At 46.0% G+C, this 16881-nt stretch carries 13 protein-coding genes; 6 read left to right on the forward strand and 7 right to left on the reverse strand.

Features of this window, described 5'->3' with window-relative positions:
• The coding region (locus C4S39_RS03540) for an IS5 family transposase (RefSeq protein ID WP_146059740.1) at positions 1-419 on the forward strand (419 nt) is incomplete at its 5' end.
• A 295-nt stretch (positions 420-714) separates the two neighbouring features.
• On the opposite strand, the gene rpoH is transcribed toward C4S39_RS03540, so the two are convergent.
• The 4 genes from rpoH to ftsY all read right to left on the reverse strand — a co-directional run bounded on the left by rpoH (position 715) and on the right by ftsY (position 4286).
• Positions 715-1560, reverse strand: coding sequence for an RNA polymerase sigma factor RpoH (gene rpoH / locus C4S39_RS03545; protein ID WP_103965677.1), 846 nt, complete (start codon positions 1558-1560; stop codon positions 715-717).
• Positions 1561-1676: 116 nt separating this feature from the next.
• Positions 1677-2588, reverse strand: coding sequence for a permease-like cell division protein FtsX (gene ftsX / locus C4S39_RS03550; RefSeq protein WP_103965678.1), 912 nt, complete (start codon positions 2586-2588; stop codon positions 1677-1679).
• Positions 2585-3238 (reverse strand): cell division ATP-binding protein FtsE, encoded by a 654-nt coding sequence (gene ftsE / locus C4S39_RS03555; protein WP_103965802.1) that lies wholly within the window; start codon positions 3236-3238, stop codon positions 2585-2587. Before ftsE ends, ftsX begins: the two co-directional genes overlap by 4 nt.
• A gap of 22 nt (positions 3239-3260) precedes the next feature.
• Complete coding sequence (ftsY, locus tag C4S39_RS03560) at positions 3261-4286, reverse strand: signal recognition particle-docking protein FtsY (RefSeq protein WP_103965679.1); 1026 nt, start codon at positions 4284-4286, stop codon at positions 3261-3263.
• Positions 4287-4362: 76 nt separating this feature from the next.
• Between ftsY and C4S39_RS03565 the strand changes: the two genes are divergently transcribed.
• Positions 4363-5766, forward strand: a complete 1404-nt coding sequence (locus tag C4S39_RS03565) for a M16 family metallopeptidase (RefSeq protein ID WP_103965680.1) — start codon at positions 4363-4365, stop codon at positions 5764-5766.
• Between the two features lie 183 nt (positions 5767-5949).
• On the opposite strand, the gene C4S39_RS03570 is transcribed toward C4S39_RS03565, so the two are convergent.
• Both C4S39_RS03570 and orn read right to left on the reverse strand, forming a co-directional pair.
• Positions 5950-6363 (reverse strand): EF-hand domain-containing protein, encoded by a 414-nt coding sequence (locus C4S39_RS03570; RefSeq protein ID WP_103965681.1) that lies wholly within the window; start codon positions 6361-6363, stop codon positions 5950-5952.
• Positions 6364-6503: 140 nt separating this feature from the next.
• On the reverse strand, positions 6504-7049 hold the full coding sequence (gene orn, locus C4S39_RS03575; protein WP_103965682.1) for an oligoribonuclease: 546 nt from the start codon (positions 7047-7049) through the stop codon (positions 6504-6506).
• A gap of 90 nt (positions 7050-7139) precedes the next feature.
• Here orn and C4S39_RS03580 point away from each other — a divergent pair, with 90 nt between their 5' ends.
• The 4 genes from C4S39_RS03580 (at position 7140) to C4S39_RS03600 (ending at position 14675) form a co-directional block, all read left to right on the forward strand.
• On the forward strand, positions 7140-8396 hold the full coding sequence (locus C4S39_RS03580; protein WP_103965683.1) for a M48 family metallopeptidase: 1257 nt from the start codon (positions 7140-7142) through the stop codon (positions 8394-8396).
• Complete coding sequence (locus tag C4S39_RS03585) at positions 8393-8734, forward strand: 4a-hydroxytetrahydrobiopterin dehydratase (RefSeq protein ID WP_103965684.1); 342 nt, start codon at positions 8393-8395, stop codon at positions 8732-8734. Before C4S39_RS03580 ends, C4S39_RS03585 begins: the two co-directional genes overlap by 4 nt.
• Positions 8731-9624 (forward strand): ribosome small subunit-dependent GTPase A, encoded by an 894-nt coding sequence (gene rsgA / locus C4S39_RS03590; protein ID WP_103965685.1) that lies wholly within the window; start codon positions 8731-8733, stop codon positions 9622-9624. Before C4S39_RS03585 ends, rsgA begins: the two co-directional genes overlap by 4 nt.
• A 431-nt stretch (positions 9625-10055) precedes the next feature.
• Positions 10056-14675 carry a rhamnan synthesis F family protein gene (locus C4S39_RS03600; RefSeq protein WP_103965687.1) on the forward strand — a complete coding sequence of 1540 codons (4620 nt, stop codon included), beginning with the start codon at positions 10056-10058 and terminating at the stop codon, positions 14673-14675.
• Positions 14676-14815: 140 nt separating this feature from the next.
• On the opposite strand, the gene C4S39_RS03605 is transcribed toward C4S39_RS03600, so the two are convergent.
• Positions 14816-16810, reverse strand: a complete 1995-nt coding sequence (locus tag C4S39_RS03605; RefSeq protein ID WP_103965688.1) for an HAD family hydrolase — start codon at positions 16808-16810, stop codon at positions 14816-14818.
• Positions 16811-16881 lie beyond the last annotated feature (71 nt).

The following is a 16881-nucleotide window of genomic DNA, read 5'->3' on the forward strand; positions in this document are numbered from 1 at the left end:
TCGGTAAATCCCGAGGTGGCTGGACCACCAGGATTCATCTGGTTGCCGCAGATGCCAGAACAGCCATAACCTTTGCCTTATCTCCGGGGCATGCGCATGATGCACCGGAAGGGCGACAACTCCTGTTAGCGCTCGGCCCCGTCCCTTCACCTACTCATCTGCTGATGGATCGTGCTTATGAAGGTGATCAAACCAGACAGCTTGCATTGGAGCTCGGTTATATCCCGGTTGTCCCACCCAAAACTAATCGATTGGAGCCTTGGGAATATGACCGCGCCATGTACAAAAAACGCAATGAGATCGAAAGATTATTCCGCAGAATCAAGGGCTTTCGTCGAATATTCTCCAGATTCGACAAACTGGATATCATCTTTCTCTCATTCATCCATTTCGCTCTTATCGTCGAAGCACTTAGGTAGTGTTAACAGGCCATAGTAAAACTAAATAATCGTTAAAGATTGAATACCGGCGCAAGTAAGAAGCTGCGAATTACTAACCCGTTCTTGTGACGGGTTTTGTTATTACTTTTTTATTTTTTAATGAGGATGGAATTCGATCCCATGTGTCAGGATATAATCTGATCATCTGATTTCGAGTCAGCGCCGCTATGGCCGCTTCGGTACCTCTCCGGTTGTTAGAAATTCAACATCCGCTGGATTTTTGTGAGATACCGGGCGGATGTTTCAAAGGATAATTTAAACTTTTACCTTTATGTTATGCAGAGGCTTTCATGGCATCGCGCATTTTCTGCATCGCCTTGACTTCAATCTGGCGAACGCGCTCTGCTGATACACCCAGTTCATCGGCTAAATCATGTAGTGTTGCGGTATCTTTTTCCCTTAACCAGCGGGCTTCTATAATGTGGCGGCTGCGTTTATCCAGGCAATCAAGAGATTGCTTCAGCCCCTTTTCACGCAGTTGATTGATTTGTTCTTTTTCCAGAAGCTGCGACGGTTCTGCGCCATCTGTCAAATAATTGATGGGGCTGAATGTGTCGTCCTCGTCTTCAGAGGCGGGTTCCAGAGAAATATCCGAACCGTTGAAACGTTTCTCCATCTCAACGACTTCTTCGGCTTTAACGCCCAATTGAGCAGCCATTGCATCCACCTCTTGCGGATTCATTGTGTCCAAGCCATGCTTCATGCTGCGCAGATTAAAAAATAATTTCCGCTGTTGCTTGGTCGTGGCAATTTTTACTAAACGCCAGTTGCGCATGATAAATTCGTGAATCTCGGCTTTAATCCAATGAACGGCAAAAGACACCAACCGCACTCCCCGCTCTGGATCGAAGCGTTTAACCGCCTTCATTAGGCCGACATTACCTTCCTGAATTAGATCAGCTTGTGGAAGACCGTACCCCTTATAACCGCGCGCTATCGCAACTACAAAACGCAGATGAGACATAATTAGCTGCTGTGCAGCTTCAATATCGCCGCTATTCCATAGTCGCCGCGCTAAACTTGTTTCTTCTTCCTGTGAAAGTATAGGGAAAGAATTAACAGACTGAATATAACTTTCAATACTTCCACCCGTGGTAGGTAGTGTCAAAGCATTCGTCATTGTAATAATCTCCTGATAATGGATTTGTGCCTGTGCGATATAGCTATATGTAATTTTAGCACTCCCATTCTGTGAGTGCCAAATATTTAAAAAGTTTCGCTATAAATTCTTCCAGGTTATTCAGGTTCGATTTGCCAAAGATGGCTTGCGACAGAAATGCGTGCACCTAACCATCCCAGCCAGGCAGAAAACAACAACAAGCTGATGCTGTCTTGTAGAGAAAGGTATCTCAGTTGTATCTCAAGGCCATAAAGCTGAGTGAGAGGCATGAGCTCCCCATTGAGTGCATCAATGCCCCATGCGATGATGAGCCACGCTGTAATGCCTCCGCACAATCCTTGAATGGCGCCAAAGTAAAGAAAAGGACGTTGGATAAAGCCGTCGGTTGCGCCAATGAGTTTGGATATTTCGATTTCATCACGTTTAGTCAGAATTTGCAGGCGGATGGTATTGAACATGATCGCAACGATTGAAATACTCAGCAATGTAGCTAACATGAGTACGACCGAGCGCCCCAGTTTAAGCAGTACGTTCAGGCGATCTACCCAGGCTGAATCAAATTGTACATGCGCAATTTCCGGCCAGCTCTGCATGGTTAATTTCCATTGCTCCAGCGAGTCCGATGTATTCTCCCGAGTATGGACGACAAAAGCATCCGGAAGAGGGTTATAGGTCAAATTGGCGGCGATATCGGTAAGTCCGCTGCTTTGTTGTAATTGAATTAGCGCACTATCCTTGGAAATAAATTGATAGTTCACGATTCGTGAATCCTCTTGCAGGCGTTGCTGGATCTTGTCGATATCTTCCTTTGACGCATCCTGTTTAAGAAACAAGCTGATTTGCGGGGAGCCGGCCGTTTGACCGGATATGGATTGCAAGTTTTCCATCAGTACATAGACGCCGGTCGGCAGGCTAAGCGCGATACCCATCACAGTGATGCTCAGCAGAGTGGTAACAGGTGTGGAAGCCAGTCGCTTGAGTGTGTGAAAAAATACAAACCCGTGTTGCGTCAGCCATGCGCGCATCATGCAGCTAATTTTCCTTGTTTAAGTGACAGAATCCGATGCTGCGTGTCGTCCAGCAGAGAGGCATCATGCGTTGCGATCAGGATGGTGACACCTACCTGATTGAACGATTTGAACATGGCCATGATATCCCGGGCATATTCAATATCCAGATTACCCGTTGGCTCATCGGCAATCAGGATAGCGGGCCGGTGAACGACTGCACGTGCAATACACAGCCGCTGCCTTTCACCGCCTGATAGGGTGATGGGCATGACTTTTTCTTTTTTTAACAGGCCAACTTTATCCAGAGCGGCACGCACTCGGGACATCGCCGTGTTGTTGTCAAAATCGCTGATTTGCAGCGGCAATAAAACATTTTCAAAAACATTACGGTCAAACAGAAGCTTGTGATCCTGAAAAATGAAACCGATCTTGCGTCTTAAATAGGGAATTGCGGCAGATTTGAGTTGGGCGATATTTTGCCCGCTGATTGCGATTACGCCGGAAGTCGGGCGTTCTATTGCAGCAATCAGCTTTAACAGTGTGCTTTTACCGGCACCTGAATGACCGGTTAAAAATACCATTTCGCCGGACTCCACCTCAAGTTCAACGTTGTTCAGAGCAATGTAGCCGTCGGGATAACGCTTGGAGACATTCTTGAAAGTAATCATAGGGTTTTGTTCATTGTAGCGTTCAATCCAGAAGCGCTTCAACAAATTCTCTGGCATCAAATGGTCTCAGGTCATCCAAACCTTCGCCCACACCAATAAAACGCAATGCCGGAGGATTCTCCGGATATTGTCCTGCGATAGCTGCGACCACGCCACCTTTTGCGGTGCCATCCAATTTGGTCAGGATCAGGCCGGTAACATTCAGCGCGTCGTTAAAGGCTCTGACTTGCGTAATTGCATTTTGTCCCGTGTTGGCATCCAATACCAGCAGCACTTCATGCGGTGCATCCGGTATGGCCTTGGCGATCACGCGTTTCACTTTTTTAATCTCTTCCATCAAATGTAGCTGAGTGGTCAGGCGTCCAGCCGTATCCGCCAGTACGATGTCTATACCGCGCGCTTTAGCTGAGTTGACGGCGTCATAAATTACAGCGGCCGGATCGCTCTTTTTATCCGGATCACTGTCCGGGGCTATTACGGTAACATTGTTCCGCTCCCCCCAAGCGATCAATTGCTCACGCGCAGCCGCACGAAAAGTATCGCCGGCAGCCAGTAGTACTGATTGACCTTGGGTTTGAAAGAATTTGGCAAGTTTGCCGATCGAAGTTGTTTTTCCTACGCCATTGACACCCGTTATCATGATGACGAAGGGTTTATGCGTGGTGGTATCCAGTGGTTGGGCAAGCGGTTCCAGCATGGTGATCAGAGATTCCTTAAGCGCTTGCTTTAACTGTATGGAATCTGTCAACGCATTGCGCTTGACTTGTTTGCGCAGATTTTCAAGTAATTGATGTGTTGCGTTGACGCCTATGTCGGAGGTTAACAGGATAGTTTCCAGTTCTTCGTAAAGTTCCTCATCAATCTTGCCGCCGCCAAACAGTCCCGATAGCTGTTTCCCCAGATTCTGCCGGGTGCGTGAAAGGCCTTGTTTAAGCTTGCTGGCGAAGCTGATGGATTCCTCCGGTGGAGATTCGGATTCCACAGCGGATTTGACTGGAGTTTCGCTCGAATCTCCAGGATCTTTTTTGGATTTAAAAAAACTAAACATTCTGGTAGGCTCTCAATATGCAGAGGAATTCTCAAACCTCAATTTTATTCTGTTTACTTACTTTAGGTTGGTAAAAATGATATCTGATTACCGTATCACTTTTTTTTGCATTTTTTCAATTTGTGGATTTTTGTTGGTGGTCAATCCGCTGGCTTCATCATCGGCATTTGCCAATCCGCATGAGTATGTGCTCGATAATGGCCTTAAATTGATTGTAAAACAAGATCATCGTTCACCGGTTGTGGTGACGCAAATCTGGTACAAGGCGGGCAGCATTGATGAAGTCAATGGTGTAACCGGTGTTGCGCATGTTCTGGAGCATATGATGTTCAAAGGCACTGAGAAAGTCCCCAATGGTGAGTTCTCAAAAAAAATTGCAGCAGCCGGAGGGCGTGAGAATGCTTTCACGAGTTACGATTACACTGCTTATTATCAACAATTGCATAAAGACCATTTACCGATGGCGATGGAACTGGAAGCGGATCGAATGCGCAATCTCATTTTAACCAAAGAAGAATTTGATAAGGAAATCAAGGTGGTGATGGAGGAAAGAAGATTGCGTACGGATGACCAGGCGCGTTCGTTACTGTATGAAAAAATGATGGCTGTTGCTTTTCAGTCTCACCCTTACAAGAATCCGATCATTGGCTGGATGAATGATCTGGAAAATATGAGAGTGGAAGATACGCAGGAATGGTATGACCGCTGGTACGCGCCTAATAATGCAACCTTGGTTGTCGTCGGGGATGTTGATGCAGATGAGGTGTTTCGTCTAGCAAAAAAATACTACGGTTCGATTCAATCACACTCTTTATTCACGATCGATGCTCGTAAACCACAGACCGAACCACCGCAATTAGGCACTAAACGGATAACCATCAAGGCATCGGCAGAATTGCCTTATCTCATCATGGGATTTCATGCGCCTGCGATTAAAAATGTTAATGAAGATTGGGAACCCTATGCGTTGGAAATATTGGAAGGGGTGCTGGATGGTCATGCTTCAGCCAGGTTGAGCAAGTCATTAGTGCGGGAAAGTCAAATCGCTAATTCTGCCAGTGCCGGTTATGGTGCGATTGCGCGCGGCCCAAGCATTTTTTTTCTGAGTGCAGTACCTGGCACGGGCAAAACAGTAGCTGAATTGGAGCAGGCGCTGCGTTCCGAGATCGAGAAAATTATTCAAGGAGGTGTTACGGAAGAAGAGCTGAACCGAGTGAAGGCGCAGGTAATTGCGGGTCATGTGTATCAACGGGATTCGACTTTTTCTCAAGCTATGCAGCTGGGTAGATTGGAGAGTACAGGATTATCTTATCGTGATACGGATACCATTCTGGATAAGTTGAAAGCGGTTACTGCTGAACAGATACGTGATGTGACAAAAAAATATTTTACTGATGAGGGTTTGACCGTCGCGATATTGGATCCGCAGCCACTGGAACAGAAAGCTCCGAAAAAAATACCCAGTGGTTTAAGACACTAGGAAGCGCTGAACAAGGGTCATTCCGAACATGGCAGGGGATCATTGTATCGATTGCTGAAAACTCTTTGTTGCGTTTGGAATGACAGATGCGAGTATTTCAGAGTTTATCTGGAATGAATTGAAACTCCGACAGCCGTATTAAAGGAGTTAATGAACCGCTGTCGAAGCAAAAATTGTAAGCGGTTATTCCTTCTTATCTCCGTGCGCATGATCGCCGTTTTGCTGTTGCTTGCCATGATCGTGCATGTGTTTGCGCATTTTTTCCTTCATGCTGCGCCTTTCTGCTTCATCCAAGAAACCATCTTTGTTGGTATCTTTCTTGTCAAACATGGCTTCATGGTGCTTCATGAATTCCTCTTTGCTGATTTTGCCATCATTATTTGTATCCACTGATGACATTTTATGTTCACATTTGTGGCCATGGTCGTGTTGACCTTCAGATTTTGTGTTGCTATGGCTATGTTCTGATTGCTGTCCGCTTTGGTGCTGATGGTTGCTGCCTTGGGCGGTATCTGCAGCGATGACCGGAGTTACAAATTGCGTAACTAAAAAAGCAGTTCCGATAGCGATTGAAAGCAAGTTTCTTTTTAGATGCATCTTGTTCTCCATAGATATTGATTGAGTGAAAAGGTTTGCGAAACCTCGTATTTTAGAAACGGGCGAATCTTAAAAGTTCGGAAATTAAATTTCATGCTGAGCGTAAATTAAATTTACTGACATGAGCTTTATCATCATTCTCAGGCAACGATGAAGTGCTGCCGGTAATGCTTGAGTTCGTTAATGGAATCATAAATATCCGCGAGAGCCTCATGCTTGCTGTCTTTAGAGAAATTTGCCGCGATCTCCGGTTTCCAGCGTTTCACCAACTCTTTTAAAGTACTGACATCCAGATTGCGGTAATGAAAATAGGTTTCCAATTGTGGCATCGAACGAACCATAAAGCGCCGATCCTGACAGATGGAATTGCCGCACATCGGAGAGATTCCTGATGGCACGTGCAATTTTAGAAATTCGATCATTTGTGTTTCCACTTCGGCTTCCGTCAATGTGGATGCTTTAACTTTATCAATCAGGCCCGACTTGGCATGGGTCGATTGATTCCATTTATCCATGCCATCCAGTATTTCATTGGGTTGATGCACGACCAGAACCGGACCTTCGGCAACCATATTCAGTTGTGAATCGGTTATAACTAAAGCGACTTCAATGATGCGATCGGTGTCTGGATTGAGTCCGGTCATTTCCATGTCGACCCAGATCAGGTTATTATTATCTTGTGCCATAATTATCTAAAATTTGAATGCAATGTGTTTAATTGTGTCATATTGCCATCAGTCAGTCACTTTTATAAACTTTTGTATTCAATTTACACTATGCAAATATTTACATTGATTTTTTTGATCGCGCTATTACTTACCACGCTAACCCAGGTTTGGTTATCAGTCAGGCATATCCGTCATGTACGGATTCATCAGGACAGAGTGCCGGAAGAATTTGCCAGTCAGATCAGTTTGGCTGATCATAAAAAGGCGGCCGACTATACCTGCGCAAAAACTCGCGCAGGATACCCCAGCATACTCATTCATGCAGGGCTATTGCTCGCATTTACACTGGGTGGCGGATTAAATGTCCTGAGCGAATTCTGGGCCAACTGGTTAAATGATCCTTTGGCGCATGGCATGGTACTGATCATCAGCACTTTTTTCATTATGAGCGCCGCTGAAATACCATTAAGTTACTATCGTACTTTTGTAATCGAAGAGCAGTTTGGTTTCAACAAGATGACACCGGCGATGTTTTTTGCCGATTTGATCAAACAATCCGCGCTCGCCTTATTGCTGGGCGCGCCTTTGTTATTTTTCGTACTGTGGTTGATGGAAAAAATGGGGGAGAGCTGGTGGTTGTATGCCTGGCTTGCCTGGATTGCGTTCAACTTATTTGTGCTGGCAATTTTTCCCACGTGGATCGCGCCGCTATTTAATAAATTTACTCCACTGGAGGACGCTACGCTCAAAGCGCGTATCGAGCAATTGATGAATAAATGTGGTTTTAAAGCCAGCGGATTGTTTGTGATGGATGGTTCGCGCCGCAGCAATCATGGCAATGCTTATTTCACCGGATTTGGCAAAACCAAGCGTATCGTGTTTTTTGATACGCTGCTGGCACGTTTGAATCCGGCGGAAATTGAAGCCGTCCTGGCGCACGAATTGGGGCATTTCAAGCATCGCCATGTAATCAAGCGCATTATGATTTCATTTGCAATGAGCTTGGCATTTTTCTGGATTCTGGGCTATCTGATGGAACAGGGCTGGTTCTATGAAGGATTGGGAGTAGAGATTGCTTCCGTGCCGTCGACTGCGATGGCATTGTTGCTGTTTTTTCTGGTGATGCCGGTGTTTACCTTTTTGCTGCATCCAATATCAAGTATTTATTCACGGAAACATGAATTTGAAGCTGATGCTTATGCAGTGCAGAATGCATCAGCAGATGATTTGATTCATGCACTGGTCAAGCTGTATCAGGATAATGCGGCAACGCTCACGCCAGATCCGCTGCATTCGGCTTTTTATGATTCACATCCACCAGCATCAATCCGGGTGGCACATTTACAAAGTCAGGAGCAAGCATGAACAATACCGCATGTGACTTATCATCCAAACAATGCAAGCCGTGCGAGGGCGGCGTGCCACCATTGTCCACCACTACGGTTGCTGATTATCTGAAGCAGATCGATGGCTGGCAATTGCAGGACAAGCAGATCACCAAGACTTATGGGTTCAAGAATTATTATCAAACGATGGCGTTCGTCAATGCGGTGGCATGGATTTCGCACCGCGAAGATCATCATCCCGACATGCTGGTTGGCTACAACCAATGCGTGGTTACGTATACGACACATGCCATTGGCGGTTTATCCGAAAATGATTTCATCTGCGCGGCGAAAATCGACATGTTATTTTCAATTTGAGCCCCTGTCCCGATAAAACAAAGCGGCAGGCTCGATATCCAATCGGACAGGTAATTGCCGCGTTTGGCAGGCACTATTCGATTAAAACGACGAACGGCGAAATCATTTCCTGCGTCATGCGTGGCAAAAAAGGCGGTATTGCATGCGGTGATCGGGTTGAATATCAGCTTACCGCTGCGGAGCAAGGCGTCATCGAAGCGGTTTGTCCGCGTACTTCATTGTTATATCGCAGCGATGCATTCAAGGAAAAGATCATTGCCGCTAACGTGACACAAGTCATCATTGTTGTTGCGGCGATTCCCAGCTTTAGCGAGGAATTGATCAATCGCTGCCTGGTTGCAGTGGAAAGCGAGAATATCGAGGTATTGATTGTGTTGAATAAAGCCGATCTGGTCGAGCCAACACAAGTTGCGATGGCAACGTTGTCGCTTTACCAGGATTTAGGCTATTGCGTACTACCATTGTGCGCTCTGCAGGGTGTTTCAGCGTTACAGCCTTATCTATCCAACCATTTCAGCGTGTTGGCCGGTCAGTCGGGCATGGGTAAATCCACCTTGCTCAACGCACTGGTTCCGCAGGCCCGGCGCGCCACCGCGGAAATTTCATTGGCACTTGATTCCGGCTGCCACACGACCACGCATTCGCAGCTTTATTCTCTTGATGATAATAGCGCTATCATCGATTCCCCGGGATTCCAGGAATTTGGATTGAACCATATTGCAGAAGAAAGTCTGGCCTGGGGGTTCATCGAATTTCACCCTTACCTCGGGCAATGCAAATTCAATAATTGCCGTCATGTCACTGAGCCTGGTTGCGCAGTGGTACAAGCTGTTCAGCAAGGAAAGATTAACTCCAGGCGGCTGAATTATTATCATCGACTGCTGCGCTAGGCGATCTTGGTTTATCGGCTTCTGTTTTTGAGAAAAATCAGCTACCACAAGCCTTGCAACCTGTTATCCGCATTCCAGGGTGATGTGGCCTCACGAGCCAACTAAATTTGTTCAACGCTTAACCGGATATCACTGATCTGACATATAGATGAATGAATCGGGTGCCGGCGTTTTGTTATTGCTTGCTGGCCTTAATTCACGGGATCTATTATTTGATTGGATTTTCCTTTACATTACGAGCCTCGGATTTTGCGCTTGGTATCCGGGAGAGAGCTGCATTACAATTTGTTATACTCAAGTTTATCAATATTATTCAGTATGTTATTTTATATTCTTTATGCCGGTTATGACTGAATCCAGCCTCAATGCCTCCATTAATTAATGAAATAGTAATGGAATCTATTAGTAAGTTATCTTAATTGAACGGAAAAATGTTGAAAAATTCACTTATTCCCCATCAGGCGGCTACACAAATTCCTGGTAATTGCATACTGGTTTTTGCGACCGAACCCGGCGATGAGGTATTCGGTTGTGGCGGAGCCATCATGCATCACGTTGAACAAGGCATTCCTGTGCATGTCATCGTGGTATCTGACGGTGCGCATGATATAAGTGAGGAGAAAGCAACTGCCGAGTACACGCTGCAACGTCAGAATGAAAGCATTGCTGCCGCCGATATCCTTGGCTATGGCACTCCCGTTTTCTGGCAATATCAGGATCGACAAGTCTGTTATGGAGAGAAGCTGATACAGGAAATTCAAACAGCTATTCACGCGACCGGCGCTGACTTGGTCTATGTACCATCAATTTTCGAGATGCAACCGGATCACCGCGTGCTGGGCATGGCTGCCGTAGAGGCGGTCAGACGAATCGGCAAAGCGGTATGTTTAGCGTTATATGAAGTGAGCATTCCGTTGCACCCCAACCAATTGCTCAATATCAGTAACTGGGTAGCACGCAAAAAAGCTGCAATGGAATGTTTTGTTTCACAAAATGCAATCCAGCGTTACGATTTGCATATTGCCGCACTTAATCGTTACCGTACTTATACTTTACCCGTCAGCGTAACCGCAGCGGAAGCTTTCATTCTAATCACGGCTGAGGAACTGTCCAACGATCCGCTCAAACTGTATCAATCGGAGCATGTTCGTCAAAGAGCCTTGGGGTTATTTCTGGATAGCGGTGACGTACCGTTAGTCAGTATCATCATTCGTAGCATGGATCGCTCCACATTATCGGATGCGCTGGATTCTATCGCTTTGCAGACTTATCCGAATATTGAAGTCGTCATCGTCAATGCCAAAGGGGCAGGGCATCGAGTAATCAATGAGTGGTGCGGCCGTTTTCCGGTCCGGATCGTTGGTGATAATGAGCCGCTGAACAGAAGCCGTGCGGCAAATATCGGTTTGAATTCAGCCAAAGGAAGCTACTTGATATTCCTGGATGATGATGATTTATTTTATCCGGAACATATATCCAGCTTGCTGGTTGCTTTACAAAATAACTCAGATGCCCGATGTGCTTATGCCGGTGTAAATGTTGAGTATTATGTTGCCGGACAACTTGAAACTAATGCTGTGTTCAATGAATCATTCGATCCGCGCCGGCTTTGGGGAAGGAATTTTATTCCTATTCACGCCATGTTGTTTGAGAAGTCTTTGATTGCCATTGATCATTGCAGCTTTGATGAAAACCTGGAAGTCTTTGAGGATTGGGATTTCTGGATGCAACTTGCGCAACACGGCGAAATATTACATGTCGATAAAATTACGGCCATTTACCGCAATCATGGTCATTCAGGGATGGGATTGGAATACAGTGAAGATTTTGTAAAAACATCTAGAAGCAAAGTCTACGATAAATGGAAGAAGCTTTTGACTGGAGAGCAACTGGAAGGCTTGATTCAGTACAGAGAGGACATAATATCCGGTCTCCGCGCCTGTTTAGCTGAGAGCGGGCATCTGGCAGCTTCTCTGCGAAATCGTCTACAGCAGGATATGCTGGCCAGCAATCAACGCGAACAGTTACTGCAAGAAACTATCAATGATCAGCAGAAAGCGATTAATGATCAGCAGAAAGCGATCAATGACCAGCAGAAAGCGATCAATGACCTGTTTTATTCCACCTCATGGAAGATTACAGCGCCTGTACGATTTATAGCCCGGATTATTCGCGGACAGTATGCCGAAGCGTGGGGCGGTTTGCGTCGTAGGATTTTGCCTCTGTTAAAAATTATCTATTCGTGGTTACCTGTTCGTTGGCGCAGCAAGGTATTGGATATCGGTTACCGGTTTGCGGGATCTCTCTTTGCTGGAATGGGACATTATGAGGTATGGCGGGCGAATGAAACTGGTTCTGCTGGTCAATTATCCAGGGATCTTGACAGCTCTTTAACAGGAATGTGGGATCCTTCCACTATTTCCCCTTTGGCGAAGACGCCATCAGGGCGCATTGCAATTCATGCGCATATTTTTTATGCGGATTTGGCGACAGAATTCGAGAGATATCTGAATAATATGCCATTTTCCTATGATTTATTTGTTTCAACGCCCCACGAGACAGCGAAGCAAAAATGTGAACAGGTTTTTTCCCGGTTACCTCGATTGGGGCGGTTGACCATCGCTATGGTACCCAATCGTGGGCGCGATATTGCGCCCATGTTCTGTACTTTTGGCGAGGTATTGCAGCAATATGATTATATTGCTCACATTCATAGCAAAAAATCACTGTACAACAATGGTGCTACGGATGGATGGCGGGAATACTTGCTAACAAATCTGCTGGGAAGCAAGGCGCAAATACGGAGAATTTTTACGCTGCTGACCGGGGAAAAGCCGATCGGTTTTGTTTATCCCCAGAATTTCTCAAAGCTGCCTTACATGGCAAATACATGGCTTTCCAATCAGGTGAGTGGGCGCTTATGGTGCAATAAACTGGGTATTACAGAAATACCGGAAGGTTATTTTGACTTTCCTGCGGGATCAATGTTCTGGGCTCGTACAAAGGCATTGCAGCCATTGTTTGACGCGCGTATCAAAATCGAAGATTTCGCTGAAGAAGCAGGGCAAAAAGATGCAACCTTTGCGCATTGTATAGAACGTTTATTTGTATTGGTCACCAGACAATCCGGATTTAATGCTGCCATTCTTCGAGACAGCGGATCCAACAGTTGGTCCCGTTGGCATTTTGAGCAATATGTGTTGCGCAAACAGGAAGATGCACATAACAGAATGGCTGATCCAACATTGCGCATAGTTACTTTTGATATCTTTGATACGTTATTGACTCGACCACTACTAGATCCTGAAATCGTTAAAAATATAATTGCCCATCGCGCTGGAGGTGATGAGGGCAAGCTTTATCTTAAATTTCGTTCCATTGCAGAAACTCAAGCACGCCAGAAAGCTGACCGTGATATTGGATTGGATGCCATTTTCGATGAATTTTCTATCCTGTCAGAACTCTCATTCGAGGCTGTAATGCGATTACGCAAGCTTGAAGAAGCTGCAGAGCTTGAAATTGTAGCTCCACGACCGGAAGCAATCGCTCTGATGCAATTTGCTATTTCCCTGGGTAAGCGTGTCATACTGGTCAGTGATAGGTACCTTTCCAAATTATGTGTTGAGGGGATATTGCGGCATCACGGTATCAATGGATGGCATGAGCTTTACTTGTCTGCCGGGAATGGATCGAGAAAAGATACCGGTGATTTTTATCGTCAACTCTTGATACAAGAAACTGCTTCTCCAAGCGAGATTATGGTTATCGGGGATGACGAGCACTCCGATGTTCAAATACCTGGTGATATGGGAATCAGGATTCTGCACGTAATGCGGCCTGTTGAATTAGCTCGGGCAATGCCACGATTGGGATCCATGATTGAGCGTTCGATATATTGTGAAGACATCAATGAGCAGCTTACCCTTGGAACCATCGTGCAGGGGAATTTCCATCCTTTGTTTTTTCCGCGCTTTAGCGCCTCCGATCTCGTTCCTTCGACACCTTGGGCCATTGGATATGCCGTTGTCGGACCATTGGTTCTATCCTTTGTGCAGTGGTTAGCGGCAAAAGCCGAGGCGGATGGTATCCAGCGTTTATATTTTCTGGCTCGCGAAGGCCAGTTACTGAAAATAGCTTATGATCTGTGGGTATCCAATAATGCCCATGCCATTGCATCTGATTACCTGGTACTTTCTCGCCGTGCAGTGACTGTACCGATGATTTCGGATTTTAATGATATTCTTCAAATCGCGAGAGCGCAGTATCATCCGAATCATCTGTCCGAATTTATACAAGTACGGTATGGATTGACGCTATCTCATGAAGATCTGGAAAATTTTGTGCGGCTTGGGTTGTGGCCAAAAAACAAGCTGGTTTCCGTTGAAAATGAAAATATCGGGCATCTGATGCCCGTATTGCAGGCTTTGGAAGAACGCATTTTGATCAATGCGCAGGCTGAGCGTCCTGGGTTATTAACTTACCTGAGTGATCTGGGCTTAAATAAAAACCTTAAATCTGCTGTAGTAGACATTGGTTATGCAGCAACAATACAGGGCTGTTTGAATCGATTGATGGGGCAGACAATACACGGGTATTATTTAATGACTGTAGAACGCGCGCAGAAAATATCCTCGCAATATGGGGCAATCGCTCAGGGATGCGTTGCTCATTGCATTGATCCAAAAATTTATCCAATGCCGCCGATATTCGTTAAAAGCTTTTTGCTGGAAAAATTATTAAGCTCTGATGATGCACAAGTTGTTTGCTACCGGCAGACAGATTCAAATGGCATTGTTCCTGAGTTTCGTCAGCTTGCTGACGAAGAGCGCCAATCCATGGCGACACGTGCGGAAATCAGGCGGGGAATAATGGATTTTATTAACCAATCGATCACAATACGGGATAAATTAGTCAGTGATTTTGAGATTCCTTTGGATATCGCAACCGAATTGTTTGACGAGTTTATCAAGCGCCCCTCTCAAGCAGAAAAAGATATTCTTGACGGGCTCACGCTGGATGACCATTACTGCGGACGAGGTCTTGTAAGTTGACGGTTTTTTTATATCCCATAACATAAAGTTCTTCGCCAATAAAACCACGCACGGAGATGCCATTGCAACTTATTCTTCAGGTTTGGTGCTTGAGCCAGAAGCCACACCTGTGCAATTACTTGCACAAATAGATGAATGGATTAATGCGGCAAGAATGTCGCGAAATGTACGATGCCCATTCCGCAATAATGATCGTCGGTTGCTATGCTCATGATTTGAGCGCGCTCAGACTCCGAAGTGCCTTCCCAAAAATCTCGAAAAATATCAACGGCCAAATGCGGATCGATGCGTAATTTTCCAAGGCCGGAGTCTTTCATGGAGCGATAGTCACGGGCAAAATCCAGCGCTCCTGCACGAAGTTCGGAACGTAACGGTATTGAAGCTTTTTCAGCTTCGCTCAAAGGATTGTATACGCCGGCTACAGCGTGATTGTCTTGATAGCGGTAATGACTGATTTGTGGATCATCCGATCCCATGAACATTTCCAGAGGAACGTTATAACGTAATAAGGGCGATTGATCGGGTGTGGCCAGGTCCTCACCAAAGCAACCCGAGATGCGCACACCGTGACGTGTGCGGACTTCTGCAGCGGCTGCGCGGGTTACCATGTAATAGCCCAGAATTTTTCGCTCTAGCAGGTCGCATAATCTGTCCTGGATAGTTCCCGCATAACCCACGTCGACCAGTGCCGCCACTCCTTCCGTTAACTTGATTTGCTGCAAATAGGACAGCATGGGTTCGCGTTCCATCGCTGCACGACGATGGATTGCATCCGACAGGGTTTCCAGTACCGCGAGCAGAGCGTCATCGATCTGACCCGCCTGAATTTCTACCAGACGTTTGCGTGACCAAATGCCGCGTCGCTCCAAAGCTGTTAATGTCGTGTGATCCAATGTCAGGCCAAAACGGCGCAGCAGGAATTCAGGCAGTGAATTGGCCTGATAATCCGTGCGGGCAATGGCCAGAATATCCTCGTGTGATCGGATCATTGCGACCGAAACCGCGCGGCGTGATAGTACTAAATAATTGGATTGCGGTGTATTGTGCCCTGCAGTTAATATCTCATGGATATCCTTCATGAGCTGTCCTTCGCGGGCAAGGAAATATAAACGATCAATGTTATCGGCATGGGCCTGTTCAATTAGCCATTCGCTAAAGGCCGCTAACAACGGACCCACAATCGCATAGCCAATGCCGTATCGTCCGCATTGGGTCAGTGATGCGCGATCCAGAAAGAATTGCCTGGATTGGGCTTGAAAGAAAGTGCGTACGATATTGCCCAGCACCAGCTCATCAGCGGTCGGGCCGGCTGATTTTACTTTTTCTATCCAGATATTGAGGCGTGGAAAATACCCTGCCAATGCCAGCGGGCTTTCCAGAGCCGCAATTTGAAAGCCCAGTTGCTGCGGAATCTGCTGATCTGAAATGGGGTGATCGCCAATCATAACGGCCTGTTCTGGCAATATTCCTTCACTCTCTGCAATGTGGCGGAAAAGCGCTCCGGTAGATTTGCGCACGCCCACTTCGGACGAAATGTATAAGGCATCATATTCAAGGATATTGCACTTTTGCAGCATTTTTCTGATGGCGTCCGATGACAGAAACATATCACTGGCCAGCACCACTTTTTTGCCAGCCCGTTTTACCGTTCCCAGTATCTCGATCATACCCGGCAATGGTTGTGCCAGGGACAATTCCACTGATTCTTCAATTGATTGCAGCTGCTTGGCATCGCCTTCGGCGGTGCCAAAAAGACGAACATATTCAGTGCATATATGAGCTAAACTGACATCGGAGCTTCCCGCTTCCCGCAATGACATTTCAGCTGCATGGCGTCGTTCCGGATAATGTTTGCAATTGATGCGCTTTGCGATCCAGTGCTTGGTATTTTCCGGATCAAGCAGCGGGCGTGTAATGAGCGTATCAAAAATGTCGAAAACTACCAATCTGATGTCCGGATGCTCAATTCTGGTCAATAGTGCATCGCGATCGAATAGCGCCTGGTAAGGGTGCGAGTGACCAATCGAGCGGCGCATTCGATTAAGAATTTCATTGATGGAGCGTTTTATTGTCGCTTTTGCTCCGTAGGTTTTCTGGTATCTCAATACCTTGCGGAGAAATTGGTGATTGGTCATGGATAAGTGATGAATTAAGAATTATTCTCAACAGAGTGTGATATTACACAGCTTTATTGAAATATTTTGAA

Source organism: Nitrosomonas ureae (assembly GCF_900108305.1).
Lineage (GTDB): Bacteria > Pseudomonadota > Gammaproteobacteria > Burkholderiales > Nitrosomonadaceae > Nitrosomonas > Nitrosomonas ureae_B.

Excerpts from the sequence above, each read along its gene's own strand:
- C4S39_RS03585 (WP_103965684.1), top strand. The coding sequence starts at position 8,393 with ATGAACAATACCGCATGTGACTTATCATCCAAACAATGCAAGCCGTGC.
- C4S39_RS03570 (WP_103965681.1), bottom strand. The coding sequence starts at position 6,363 with ATGCATCTAAAAAGAAACTTGCTTTCAATCGCTATCGGAACTGCTTTT.
- ftsX (WP_103965678.1), bottom strand. The coding sequence starts at position 2,588 with ATGATGCGCGCATGGCTGACGCAACACGGGTTTGTATTTTTTCACACA.
- C4S39_RS03580 (WP_103965683.1), top strand. The coding sequence starts at position 7,140 with ATGCAAATATTTACATTGATTTTTTTGATCGCGCTATTACTTACCACG.
- C4S39_RS03565 (WP_103965680.1), top strand. The coding sequence starts at position 4,363 with ATGATATCTGATTACCGTATCACTTTTTTTTGCATTTTTTCAATTTGT.
- C4S39_RS03600 (WP_103965687.1), top strand. The coding sequence starts at position 10,056 with ATGTTGAAAAATTCACTTATTCCCCATCAGGCGGCTACACAAATTCCT.
- C4S39_RS03605 (WP_103965688.1), bottom strand. The coding sequence starts at position 16,810 with ATGACCAATCACCAATTTCTCCGCAAGGTATTGAGATACCAGAAAACC.
- orn (WP_103965682.1), bottom strand. The coding sequence starts at position 7,049 with ATGGCACAAGATAATAATAACCTGATCTGGGTCGACATGGAAATGACC.
- ftsE (WP_103965802.1), bottom strand. The coding sequence starts at position 3,238 with ATGATTACTTTCAAGAATGTCTCCAAGCGTTATCCCGACGGCTACATT.
- ftsY (WP_103965679.1), bottom strand. The coding sequence starts at position 4,286 with ATGTTTAGTTTTTTTAAATCCAAAAAAGATCCTGGAGATTCGAGCGAA.
- rpoH (WP_103965677.1), bottom strand. The coding sequence starts at position 1,560 with ATGACGAATGCTTTGACACTACCTACCACGGGTGGAAGTATTGAAAGT.